The organism is Conchiformibius kuhniae DSM 17694 (assembly GCF_000428785.1).
GTDB lineage: Bacteria > Pseudomonadota > Gammaproteobacteria > Burkholderiales > Neisseriaceae > Conchiformibius > Conchiformibius kuhniae.
Window position 1 is genome coordinate 1 of record NZ_AUAP01000023.1, and the last position, 12222, is coordinate 12222.

At 57.9% G+C, this 12222-nt stretch carries 13 protein-coding genes; 7 read left to right on the forward strand and 6 right to left on the reverse strand.

Going from position 1 to position 12222, the window contains the following annotated elements:
- Positions 1-206 (forward strand): tryptophan synthase subunit alpha (locus G392_RS12445; protein WP_034334750.1); only part of this gene is annotated, 206 nt, incomplete at its 5' end.
- Positions 207-552: 346 nt separating this feature from the next.
- Here G392_RS12445 and G392_RS12450 read toward each other — a convergent pair.
- The 4 genes from G392_RS12450 to dnaK form a co-directional block, all read right to left on the reverse strand.
- Complete coding sequence (locus tag G392_RS12450; protein WP_034334752.1) at positions 553-1719, reverse strand: SGNH/GDSL hydrolase family protein; 1167 nt, start codon at positions 1717-1719, stop codon at positions 553-555.
- Positions 1720-1857: 138 nt separating this feature from the next.
- Positions 1858-2985 (reverse strand): SGNH/GDSL hydrolase family protein, encoded by a 1128-nt coding sequence (locus G392_RS0107565; protein WP_051255636.1) that lies wholly within the window; start codon positions 2983-2985, stop codon positions 1858-1860.
- On the reverse strand, positions 2972-4405 hold the full coding sequence (locus G392_RS0107570) for an MBOAT family O-acyltransferase (protein ID WP_027009762.1): 1434 nt from the start codon (positions 4403-4405) through the stop codon (positions 2972-2974). The genes G392_RS0107565 and G392_RS0107570 overlap by 14 nt, the downstream gene beginning before the upstream one ends.
- 139 nt (positions 4406-4544) lie before the next feature.
- Positions 4545-6470, reverse strand: coding sequence for a molecular chaperone DnaK (dnaK, locus tag G392_RS0107575; RefSeq protein ID WP_027009763.1), 1926 nt, complete (start codon positions 6468-6470; stop codon positions 4545-4547).
- A gap of 198 nt (positions 6471-6668) precedes the next feature.
- Between dnaK and G392_RS0107580 the strand changes: the two genes are divergently transcribed.
- Positions 6669-7514: a PHP domain-containing protein gene (locus G392_RS0107580; RefSeq protein WP_027009764.1), complete on the forward strand. Its 846-nt coding sequence runs from the start codon at positions 6669-6671 to the stop codon at positions 7512-7514.
- A 46-nt stretch (positions 7515-7560) separates the two neighbouring features.
- Here G392_RS0107580 and G392_RS0107585 read toward each other — a convergent pair whose 3' ends face one another.
- The gene (locus G392_RS0107585; RefSeq protein WP_027009765.1) at positions 7561-8397 is read right to left on the reverse strand and encodes a basic amino acid ABC transporter substrate-binding protein; all 837 of its coding nucleotides are present in this window, start codon (positions 8395-8397) and stop codon (positions 7561-7563) included.
- Positions 8398-8481: 84 nt separating this feature from the next.
- Positions 8482-9195, reverse strand: coding sequence for an OmpA family protein (locus tag G392_RS13070; protein WP_051255637.1), 714 nt, complete (start codon positions 9193-9195; stop codon positions 8482-8484).
- A gap of 181 nt (positions 9196-9376) precedes the next feature.
- Between G392_RS13070 and tsaB the strand changes: the two genes are divergently transcribed.
- The 5 genes from tsaB to G392_RS0107615 all read left to right on the forward strand — a co-directional run bounded on the left by tsaB (position 9377) and on the right by G392_RS0107615 (position 12217).
- Complete coding sequence (gene tsaB / locus G392_RS0107595) at positions 9377-10063, forward strand: tRNA (adenosine(37)-N6)-threonylcarbamoyltransferase complex dimerization subunit type 1 TsaB (RefSeq protein WP_027009766.1); 687 nt, start codon at positions 9377-9379, stop codon at positions 10061-10063.
- Entirely contained in the window at positions 10060-10401 is a 342-nt protein-coding gene (locus G392_RS0107600; protein WP_027009767.1) for a YraN family protein, read from the forward strand. The genes tsaB and G392_RS0107600 overlap by 4 nt, the downstream gene beginning before the upstream one ends.
- Before the next feature lie 4 nt (positions 10402-10405).
- Positions 10406-10999: a phosphoheptose isomerase gene (locus G392_RS0107605; RefSeq protein WP_027009768.1), complete on the forward strand. Its 594-nt coding sequence runs from the start codon at positions 10406-10408 to the stop codon at positions 10997-10999.
- A 150-nt stretch (positions 11000-11149) separates the two neighbouring features.
- The gene (gene grxB, locus G392_RS0107610) at positions 11150-11797 is read left to right on the forward strand and encodes a glutaredoxin 2 (RefSeq protein WP_027009769.1); all 648 of its coding nucleotides are present in this window, start codon (positions 11150-11152) and stop codon (positions 11795-11797) included.
- A 12-nt stretch (positions 11798-11809) separates the two neighbouring features.
- Positions 11810-12217, forward strand: a complete 408-nt coding sequence (locus tag G392_RS0107615; RefSeq protein WP_027009770.1) for a PTS sugar transporter subunit IIA — start codon at positions 11810-11812, stop codon at positions 12215-12217.
- The last annotated feature ends 5 nt before the right edge of the window (positions 12218-12222 follow it).

A 12222-nucleotide genomic window follows, 5' to 3' on the forward strand; every position in this document is an offset into this window, starting at 1 on the left:
TTTTGCGTAAACATTTCACGATTCCCATCGGTGTGGGCTTCGGCATCGCCGATGCGGAAGACGCCAAACGCATCGGCGCGGTGGCGGACGCGGTGATTGTCGGCAGCCGCATCGTCCGCGAAATCGAGCAGCAGCGCGGGCGCGAAAACGAAGCCGTTGCCGAATTGGTGCGCGGTTTGAAACAGGCTTTGGACGGGGCGGACTGAAACGCAGGGTGTGTCATCAATTGCATTTCCGGCTGAAAACTATAGTTGATTAAAATCGCAACGATACGGCGTTGCCAACGCCCTTATGTACTGCCCGTACACGGCGGGCGTTGTCGCCTTGTCTCGTTTTTATTTTTATCAACTATAATGCAATGCAAAATACTGCTATTGCCGTGAATGCGGGAATCCGTTGCGCGATGTTTGGCAAGCGATGCTTTATCAATGCTTTTTGAAATTTGTTTTGGATTCCCGCCGGTGCGGGCATGACGGTGCTTGATGACGCACCCCAAACAACAAACCGATGCGGCGGCATCGGTTTGTTGTGCGTGGGGTTATGCTTGGTGTGCTATTCCGCCAAACCCATCAGCGCGTTTGCCAGCACGGCGGCGGCGCGGCGGTAGCCTTCGGCACTGAAATGCACGCCGTCTTTCGCCGCCAAGCCTTGTTTCACCCAATCGTTCATGCTGCACGCGCCGCCCATCGCCTGTTGCCAAGACCAATACAGCAAACCTTCGTTTTCGGCAACGCGTTGCTGCATCATTTGTACGGCATCGAGCTTGGGCGGACGCACACCGCATTTGCCCTGTCTGCTTTTCAGCGATTCGGGCGCACCAACCATCAAAATGGCGGCTTCGGGCAGGGCGGTGCGGATGCGGCGCACGGTGTCGCGCCATTGTTTTTCGGCGGCGGCGGGGTCGAAAGCGGCATTAAACGCTTCGTTGGTACCGTATGCCAAAATCACCAAATCGGCACGGGTTTCCGCCAAATCCGCGCCCCAGTCCTGCCGCCACGCCGACCATTGCCCGAATTGTGCGCCGTTCAGCCCCAAAGCCGACACCACCGCACCACGCTTGCCGTTTTCGATGCCCACCGCGCCGATTTCCCACACATCGCCGTTTTGCGTGGCAAAATGCACGGGCAGCACCGCATCAAGGGCAAAATACTGCCATACTTTGCCGTGCAAACCGTAGGCGGCGGTGATGTTGTCGTCCCCGTCCCGCACCGACAACGCCCCCCCGCCCGACACGGGGCGCATGGCAAAGGTGATGCGTTGCGGGGAAATGACGGTTTCGGCGGGGTGCAGCGACAAGGTTTGCCCCGCTTGCGAACGCGCCAGCACCCCGCCCAAAGGAAAATCGGCACGGTCTTTGCGGGCATTCAGCCCCAGCCAGCCGCCGCGATAACGGATTTGCGTATCGCGCTGCCCTTTGGGCTGCTGCGGAAACACCCAACCGATGCCGCCGTCGCCCCAACGCTGCTGCAAACGGCGGCGCAGCTCATCGGTAAAAAACGCGCCCGCCGTGTGCGAATCGCCCAATTGCACCACGCGGAACACCGTGTCGCCGCCCTCATTGAGCAGACGCAGTTTCTGCTGCCACGCATCGGAAGCGTCTTCACCGGCATAATTGTGCAGCTTGGCAACAGGCGTTTGCGCCAGTGCCGCCGTCCCCGACAACGCTCCTGCCAGCAGCAGCGCAAGCAGGCGCAATTTGCCCGATTTTATTGTCGTCATATCAAAAATCCCATAAAAAACAAAGTTGATATTGTACGACAAGCCGTTTGACCCCGCACCTTTTCCCCCACGAAAAACACCGCGCCGTCTGAAAAACGCATCAGTCGGCGCGGTTGTGTCGGAAAAAAGAACGGCAGATTATTGCTGGAACGCCAAATGACGCTCGATAAAATCGGCAACCAACTGCTGGCCCTGTGTGGTGAAATGAATCCCGTCTTTGCTGCGCACGCGCACGGCTTCGCCTTCCACCGTAATCGAATCCTGATACTGCCCCGTATTGTCGCTGAGCCAATCGGCGGTTTCCAGCCACAAAACGTGCGGGTATTTGTCTTTCAACGCCCGTGCCAGCACGCCGTTTACATAAACCATTTGTTTGTCGAGCTTTTCGCGCTTCATGTTCGGCACGCCCAGCCAAATGATTTTGGCACCGGCTTTGTCTGCCGCCGCCGCAATCCGTGCCACCCGCGCCGCGTATTCCGCTTCCCACTCGGGCGTTTCAAATTTCAAATACGGCGCGGCGGGATTGTCGGGACGGGGGAAATCCCAAGGGTCGTTTGCCCCGAGCAGCACCACCAGCAGCTTGATGCTGTCGTCCTGTGCCAAATGCTGCTCGATGGTGGCGGGCCAGTCGAAAAATTTGGGATACGCCAAACCCGTGCTTTGTTTGCTCAAATTCAGCGAATCGATTTGGTATTGGCTTTTCAGTTTTTTTTGCAGGTGCGGCGCCACGCCCTGAATCATCGAATCGCCGGCAAACAACACCGTGTTGCCCGGTGCCAGCAAAACGGTGTTTTTTTGGACGGGCGCGGCGGGCGCAGATGCAGCAGGCTGCTGCGGCACGGCTTCGGCGGTTTGGTTGTTCGGATAGAGCTTGTCCACAACGGGCTTGGCGGGCTTTTTCGCTTTGGCGGCGTGCTGCACCGGTGCTTTGGGCTCGGGCTTCCATTGCGCCGTCCACAGCGCATTGCGTTCGTCAAAGGCGTTTTGCGCGCGGGCGTAGGCATCGTCCAGCCCCTGCCGCAACTGCCCGCCCGCCCGCCAAAACGGCAATTCGTCCAAAGCCTCAAAGGGGCTGCTGCGGTGGTAGGTTTGCGCCCAATAGGCGCTGATGGATTTTTGACTGAACCAAATGGTCAGCCACGCCACGCTCATCAGCACGAAATACAGCCACAACAGGCGTTTGACAAAGGAATGGCGTTTGTTGCGCCCCTGTTTGGCGGGAAAACGCACGGTTTTGGCACGGTTGTTGGCATCAGAAGTTAGCATAAATAAACCCCGGAATGCCCGAAGGGGCGACAATCATCAGAAAAAACAGTACGGCAGACACGGGAAGCGGCCACGCCCAAAACGGCAGCCGCGCCAGCAGCCGCACATAGCGGCGGAACAGCCACACCAGTTTGCGGTAGAACAGCAGGGCGGCGAGCATCAGTGCCAGCATCGCCAACACGCCCAAATCGGGCATGTGCCAGCCGCGTCCGCCGCCAAACAGTGCTTTGAACACCAAGCCCGCATCGCCCAATGACGGCGTGGCAAAAATCACAAATGTGAAGCAGACGAAATGGACGGTGGTCAAAATGCCCAGCGCGCGCCCCCAAGGAAAGGCTTGGGCAAGGGCTTCGCGCCCGAAACGGCGGTCGCCGATGTTCAGCGCCACCAGTGCCAGTCCGTGCAAAAAGCCCCACAGCAGAAAATTCCAGCCGTAGCCGTGCCAAATGCCCGACAGCACCATCGCCGCCATTACGTTGATTTGGGTGCGGGTGAAATTGATGCGGCTGCCGCCCAAAGGGATATAAATATAATCGCGAATCCATGTGGACAGGGTGATGTGCCAACGCTCCCAAAAGCTGCGGATGTTGGCAGCGTGCAAAGGCATGCGGAAGTTTTGCGGCAGACGGAAGCCCAGCAGCATCGCCATGCCGATGACCAAATCGGTGTAGCCGGAAAAGTCCAAAAAAAGCTGCACGGTGTAGCCGTACACGGCGGTGAGTACCGCCAGCGAATCGTATTGCAAAGGGTTGGCAAACACGGGCTTGACCCAGCCTTCGTTGAGCGTGCCGGCCAGCCACCATTTTTTGGTCAGCCCCAGCAAAATCAGGCTGATTGCCAAAGCGGGCTTAATCACGGTGCGTTGCGGGCTGCGGATTTGTGCGGCAAAACCGGTTTGAATGCCGTCCACCGTTTTGAAATCGTCCGCACGGATAATCGGCCCGGCGGTAATGGTGGGGAAAAAGCTGAAATGAAACAATAATTCCTGCCATTTCAGGCGCAGCTCGGGGCGTTTTTCCGCCGCCGTCAGGTAGGCGATTGCCTGAAAGGTGTAATACGAAATGCCCAAAGGCATCAGAATGTCAATCACGCCCGCGCCGAACCATTCGCGCAATTGCGGGCGGAAAAAATCAAAATATTTGAAAAAGCACAGATTGACCAGTGCCAAAACAATGCCCACGCGCAGCCAATATTTGCGTTGCAGCACGTCGCCCGTTGCCGCCATTTTTTCCGAGACCAGATAAATTGCCGATGCAAACAGCACCACTGCCAGCGCAAACAGGGGATTGACCGCGCCCAAGCACCCCAAACCCACCAGCAGCAGCAGCAGATTCTGCATGCGCGGGTGTTCTGCCAATGCCCAGTACACCGGAAACAGGCTCAAGAAAAATACGGCAAATTCGATGGATAAAAACGACATGGTTCACACGCTGCGGGACACGGGGTAAATAAGGGGAAAAACAATCCGAATGGTAACATATTTGCGTGTGCGTATGGTGTCCGTACTTGAAAAAACGCCCCGAACCGTGCCGGATTCGGGGCGTTGCGTGATGATGGGCTTAGTCTTTTTTGTCTTTCACTTCTTGAAATTCGGCATCAACCACATCGTCTTGGGCTTTGGCTTTGGGTGCGCCGCCTTCGTCTTCGGCAGCTTCCGCCTGCATTTTGGCATACACCATTTCGCCGAGTTTTTGGCTGACTTTGCCCAAGTTTTCGGCTTTGGCATCGATGTCGGCTTTGTCGTCGCCTTTGACGGCTTCTTCGGTTTCGCGGACGGCTTCTTCGATGGCGGTTTTTTCACCGGCTTCGAGTTTGTCGCCGTGTTCTTCCAAAGATTTTTTCACGGAGTGAATCAGCATTTCCGCTTGGTTGCGGCTGAATACCAGCTCCACCAGTTTTTTGTCTTCTTCGGCATTGGCTTCCGCGTCTTTCACCATGCGCTCGATTTCCTCCTCGCTCAAACCGGAAGAACCCTGAATGGTGATGTTGGCGGCTTTGCCCGTGCCTTTGTCTTTGGCGGAAACGTGCAAAATGCCGTTGGCGTCAATGTCGAAGGTTACTTCAATTTGCGGTACGCCGCGCGGTGCGGGCGGAATGTCGCCCAAATTGAATTGTCCCAAGGATTTGTTTGCCGCCGCACGCTCGCGCTCGCCCTGCAAAACGTGAATGGTAACCGCGCTTTGGTTGTTTTCGGCGGTGGAGAACACTTGGTGCGCTTTGGTGGGAATGGTGGTGTTTTTGTTGATGAGCTTGGTCATCACGCCGCCCATGGTTTCAATGCCCAGCGAAAGCGGGGTAACGTCCAGCAGCAACACGTCGTTGCGGCCGCCGCCCAATACTTCGCCCTGAATCGCCGCACCTACGGCCACCGCTTCATCGGGGTTCACGTCTTTGCGCGGTTCTTTGCCGAAGAAATCTTTAACCGCTTCCTGCACTTTCGGCATACGGGTTTGACCGCCCACCAAAATCACATCATCGATGTCGGACGGACTCAAGCCCGCGTCTTTCAGCGCGATGCGGCAAGGCTCGATGGAACGCAATACCAAATCTTCCACCAAAGCCTCAAATTTGGCGCGGGTGATTTTCATCGCCAAGTGTTTGGGGCCGGTCGCGTCCATCGTGATGTAAGGCAGATTGATTTCGGTCTGCTGGCTGCTGGACAACTCGATTTTGGCTTTTTCCGCCGCTTCTTTCAGGCGTTGCAAGGCCATTACGTCATTTTTCAAATCAATGCCTTGTTCTTTTTTGAACTCGGCAATGATGTGGTCAATCACGCGCTGGTCAAAGTCTTCGCCGCCCAAGAAAGTGTCGCCGTTGGTGGCCAATACTTCAAACTGTTTGTCGCCGTCCACATCGGCAATTTCAATGATGGAAATGTCAAACGTGCCGCCGCCCAAGTCGTACACGGCAATTTTGCGGTCGCTGCCGCCCGTTACTTTGTCCATGCCGAACGCCAAAGCGGCGGCGGTCGGCTCGTTGATGATGCGTTTCACGTCCAAACCGGCGATGCGTCCGGCGTCTTTGGTGGCTTGGCGTTGGCTGTCGTTAAAGTAGGCGGGAACGGTAATCACCGCTTCGCTGATTTTTTCGCCCAAATAGCTTTCGGCGGCTTCTTTCATTTTGCGCAGCACTTCGGCGGAAATCTGCGGCGGGGAAAGTTCTTTGCCCTGCGCTTTTACCCATGCGTCGCCGTTGGCGGACTGAATGATGTCAAAGGGCATGGTTTCAATGTCGCGCTGCACTTCTTGGTCGGAGAATTTATGACCAATCAAACGCTTGGCGGCGTAAATGGTGTTTTTCGCGTTGGTAACGGCCTGGCGTTTGGCGGGTGCGCCCACCAGAATTTCGCCGCCGTCCAAGTAGGCGATGACGGAAGGCGTGGTGCGCGCGCCTTCGGCGTTTTCAATCACTTTGGTTTGACCGTTTTCGGAAACGGCGACGCATGAGTTGGTGGTACCCAAATCGATGCCGATAACTTTTGCCATAATGGTTTCACTCCTGAAAATTAAAATAAAAAATCATGTTTGGACGGGGGCATTGCTGCTTTCCGCGTCCGATGGCAGCAAGATAGGGGGTGCTGCGTGCTTTTCAAGTGGGAACGGGCAATTTTTTCTGCGCGCCGGTGGTACAATCGCGTATCGGGCGGGAACGGGTCTGCCCTTTTTGTGGAATATGGTTTTTATATGATTGATTTGCATTGCCATTCTACGGTGTCGGACGGCGCGTTGCCGCCGCGTGAAGTGGTGCGCCTTGCCGCGCAAAACGGCTGCCGTCTGCTCGCGCTCACCGACCACGACCACACGGGCGGCATCGCCGAAGCCCGTGCCGAAGCCGTTTTGCACGGTATCCGTTTGATTAGCGGCGTGGAAATTTCGGTAACGTGGCGCGGCGGCACGGTACACATTGTCGGCTTGGATTTTGACGAACACGATGCCGCGTTGCAAACGCTGTTGGCAAAAGTGCGTGGCGGACGCATTGAGCGTTTGCGGCAAATGTCGGAAAAATTGGCGAAAAAAGGCATTGAAGGCGCGTTTGACGGCGCAATGGTGTTGGCGGCGGCGAACCCCGAAATGGTGTCGCGCACGCATTTGGCGGAATTTTTGTTGCAACAGGGTATTGTCCGCAACAAACAACAGGCGTTTACCAAATATTTGGGCGAGGGCAAGTGCGCTTGCGTGCCGCACCGTTGGGCGGATTTGGAGGCGGCGGTAAACGCGATTACCGGCGCGGGCGGGATTGCGGTGGTGGCGCACCCGATGCGTTATGATTTGTCGGCAACGGCGCGGCGGGCGTTGCTGACGGAGTTCCGCGAAGCGGGCGGACGGGCGGTGGAGGTGCATAGCGGCAGTTGCAGCTTGGGCGACCGTTTGAATTACGCGCTGATGGCGGAACGCTTTGATTTGTGGGCGAGTGCGGGCAGCGATTTTCACCGCGAGGGTGCGTATGGGGGCATTTTGGGCGCGTGTCCCGAGTTGCCGCCGCTTTGCGAACCGGTGTGGGCGCATTTTCGCGAGCCGTTTTGCCATTAAAAAAGCAGGACGCGCCGCGTCCTGCCGGTGTCGGGTGGTGTGGTGATTATTGCGATGCCGCCGAAGCGGGAGCAGACGCGCCGTCTTGTTTGTTGCCGAACCATTTGGCATGAATTTGCGCGTATGTGCCGTCGTTACGGATGTGCGCCAAGCCTTTATTGACTGCTTCGCGCAAGCCGTCGTCGCGCCCTTTGCGGAAGGCAAAGCCGTATTGTTCTTTCACAAAAGACGGGTCGATGACGGTGGCGAGTTTGGCATCGGGGTTTTGCTGAACGTAGTGTTCGACCACGCTGCTGTCGCCCACAACGGCATCTGCGCCGCCCGTTTGCAGCTCTTTAAATGCCAAAGGCATGTTTTCAAAACGTTTGATTTGGGTGCTTTGCTTGCCTTGCAAATCCTGCATAATCAGGTCGCCCGATGTGGCTGCCTGCACCGATACGCTGCGGGTTTTCAGGTCGGCAAAGGATTGGATGTTTTTGCCCGCGCCTTCGTTGAACACAATCATTTGGGTGGCTTCAAAATACGGCTCGGAAAAGTCGAGTTGCTGCTTGCGCTCGTCTGTGATGGTGATGCTGGCAAGGGCGATGTCGCTGTCGCCTTTGTTGACGTTGGCAAACAGTCCTTCAAACGGGGCATTGACGAAGTCCAGTTTCAGGTTTTGGCTTTTGGCGGCAGCATCGAGAATGTCGCGGGAAAAGCCGACCACTTGGTCGTTTTCCATGTATTCCATCGGTGCGTAGGAGGCATCGGTGGCAACGATGTAGGTTTTGTCGGTGTTGGGGCTGTGGGCGGCGGAAGCGGCGGGGGCGCTTTGCTGCGGCTCGGAGCAGGCGCCCAGCAGCAGGGCGGAAAGTATGCCGAAAAGGGCGGTTTTGTTGAGCATGGCGGTTTCCTGAATATCAACGGGCGGCACGGTCAAAAAGCTGCCGAAGCATTTCGGCAGCCTGTCGTGTCGGGGTGGTCGGGTTTATTGCAATACGACTTCCACGCGGCGGCCGTCGCGGTCGGCGGCAGTAACGGGGTCTTTGATTTCGATGCTGCTTTCGGGCACGCCGGCAGCCAGCAGGACGGTGCGGACGGCGGAAGCGCGTTCTTTGGTGAGGTTGGCGTTGGATTCGTCGTCGGCATAGCTGACGATGACGGCTTTTTTGCCGGCTTTGACGCCTTCAACCACGGCTTGCAGCACGGTCAGGGTGTTGGCTGCCATGTCGGCTTTGCCCTTGGCAAAATAAAACTGCACGCTGTTGCCGGTGGCGACCACTTGGGTTTCCGCACGGACGGCGTGTTCGTTTGCCAAGATGGCTTGGGCGGGGTCGGCGGCAAGGGGGGCGGCAGGTGCGGACGCAATGGCGGAAGCGGGGGCGGTTTCGGGCGCGACAACGGTTTCCACATCGGAAGGCGCGGTCATGCCTTTGCTTTGTTCGTCCGAAGTGGCGGCGGCGATGCTGGCGGCTTGCGCTTCGCTGACGGGAATCACGCTGGGTGCGGCTTCGGATGCGGCGGCAGGCACGGGCTCGGCAACCACCAAAGATTGCTGGTCTTGATGATGGGTGTAAAACGCCAAAATCAAAATGCCGACTGTGGCAACGGCGGCAGCCGACAGGCTGACCCACATGCCGACGCGGGCGGTTTTGTCCTGCCCGGCGGGTGCGGGGGTTTTGGCGTGTTTTTCCGTAGTCATATCAAACTCATCCTTCAAATTCGGGTTCAACTCACAGAGAAATGCCGCATATTATACGATAAATAAAGAATATTTGCCTATCTTTACTTGTTTGGCGCATGCGGGGCGCGTACCGATATTTTGGGGGCAGCGTGTTATAATGATTACTGTTTTGCCAAACTTTTTTGTGGACTGAACGATGATACTTCCCGACCTTTCCCGACCGGTGCTGGCCATCGATACCGGCACGAATTATCTTTCCCTTGCTTTGCGCGCCAACGGTGTTATCCGTACCCGCCACGGTGAAGCGGGCAACCGTCATGCCGAACTGATTTTGCCGCGCATTCGCGAATTGTTTGACGATTTGGGCGTGCAGGCGGCGGATTTGGGCGCGGTGGTGTACGCGCAGGGGCCCGGCGCGTTTACCGGACTGCGTATCGGCATCGGTACGGCGCAGGGCTTGGCGGCGCCTTTCGGCACGCCGCTTATCGGCATTCCGTCTTTGGACGCGGTGGCGTATCTGCTGCCGCCGTCGCCCTTTGTGCTGGCGGCGACCGATGCGCGGATGGACGAAGTGTTTTACGCATGGTTCGACACGGTAAACCATGTGCGCCTGAGCGCCTACCGCGTTGGCGAAGCGGCGGTGATTGCCGCGCCCGATGATGCGGTGTGGGACGACATCAGCGCGGTGGGCGATGCCTTTGAAAGCGACAGCCCGCCGCCGTTTGAAGGCATTGTGGCGATGCCCACGGCGGTGGATTTGCTCGAACTGGCAGACACGGGGCGTTACCCCGCCACCGATGCCGCCGCCGCTTCGCTGCTGTATGTGCGCGACAAAGTCGCCCTCACCGCCGCCGAGCAGCACGCTGCCCGTGCCGCCAAAACATGAGCCGCACGCGCGGACACGCCGCCGAAACCGCCGCTTGCGCTTTTTTGCAGGCGCAGGGCTGCACCGTTATCGGGCGCAACTGGCATTGCCGTTACGGTGAGATTGACATCATCGCCGAACACGGCGGCACATTATTGTTTGTGGAAGTGAAATTCCGCCAAAAACCGTCTTTCGGCGGCGCGGCCTGCAGCATTACCCCCGCCAAACTCGCCAAGCTGCTCACCGCCGCCGAATTGTATTTGCAACAGCATTCCCGCCCCGATGCGCCCTGCCGCGTGGACGCGGTGCTGATTGAGGGCGGCAACGCCCCCGTTTGGATTCAAAACATTACAGGATAACACCATGACCACCCTGCACCAACGCGTTCAAAACCACTTTGCCGAAAGCATCGCCGCCAAACGGCAGGCGGCGGATTTGCTGTCGGAAGCCGCCGCCGAAGCCGCCCTGCTGATGTTCCGTGCCTTGAGCGAAGACGGCAAAATCCTGCTGTGCGGCAACGGCGGCTCGGCGGCGGACGCGCAACATTTCGCCGCCGAAATGACCGGCCGTTTTGAACGAGAGCGCATGGAATTGGCGGCACTCGCGCTCACCACCGACACCTCCGCGCTCACCGCCATCGGCAACGATTACGGTTTTGAACAGGTTTTCGCCAAACAAGTCCGCGCTTTGGGTCGTACGGGCGACGTGTTGGCGGCGATTTCCACTTCGGGCAACTCCGCCAATGTGGTGGAAGCCGTCCGCGTCGCCCACGAGCGCGATATGAAAGTGGTGGCGTTCACCGGCAAAGACGGCGGCACAATCGCCGCCATGTTGCGCGACAGCGATATTTTGCTGAACGTGCCGCACCCGCGCACCGCCCGCATTCAGGAAGTGCATCTGCTGCTGTATCATGCCATTTGCGATTGTATTGACACCATGTTGTTGGAAGGCGTGTGATTTTTCAGGCTGCCTGAAAAAACCAATCATTCCCTCCTCCGCTTGCGGGGGAGGGTTAGGGAGGGGGAGCAACGTTGGTTCTACCGCACCTCCCCCACCCCAGCCCTCCCCCGTAAACGGGGGAGGGAGAAGATTCAGAAAGCAAACCCCATGAAACTCTACATCTACGACCACTGCCCCTACTGCACTCGCGCCCGCATCGCGCTGGCGCATTACCGCCACCACTTTGACACCGTGTTTTTCGCCAACGATGACGAAGCCGCGCCCACCGCCCTGATTGGCGTGAAACAAGTGCCGATTTTGCAAAAACCGGACGGCACGCACATGGGCGAAAGTTTGGACATCGCCCGTTTCGCCGCCGCGCACGCCGGTGAAACGCTGGACGAAACCGTCCGCGCCGACATTCAAGCGTGGTTTGAGCGCGTGCAGCCGCTTGCCAACCGCCTGTGCATGCCGCGCTGCATCAAGCTGGGTTTGCCCGAGTTTGCCAACGTGTCCGCCGTTGCCTACTATACCGAGAAAAAAGAAGCCTTTATCGGCACGTTTGCCGGACACCTTGCCGCCACGCCCGACTATTTGGCGCAGTTGCACGGCGAATTGGCAATCTTGGACGGTTTGATCCGCAGCGCAGACTGCCTGAACGGTCGCGCATTCGGCATGGAAGACGTTTTGGTGTTCCCACTTTTGCGTAATCTGACGATGGTGCGCGGCGCGGTGCTGCCGCCCGCCGTGTCTGCCTACACCGAACAACTGGCACGGTCGCACGGCGTGGATTTATACGCCGACCGCGCCGTTTGAGAAAGCAAACCCATGATTGGCATACTGATTATCACCCATCAAACTTTGGGTGCGGCGTATCGGGATTTGGCGCGGCACTTTTTTCCCGACCACGACACTTGGACGCATGTCCGCATTGTCAATGTGGGCGTGCAGGACGACCACGACAGCATCACCGCCCGCGTCCGCGCCGTGCTGCCGCAGGTAGACAAAGGACACGGCGTGTTGGTGCTGACCGATATTTTCGGCGCCACGCCGTGCAATGCCGCGCTGAAACTGCCGCAGCCGCCCAAGCTGGCGGTGTTGTGCGGGCTGAACGCGCCGATGCTGGTGAAAGCGGCGGCGTACAGCCGTCAGCATACCGATTTGGCGGCGTTTGCCGAAACCGTGCGCGAAGCGGCGGTGCAGGGGATTATTTTGGACACGCCGCAGGCTGCCTGAAAACC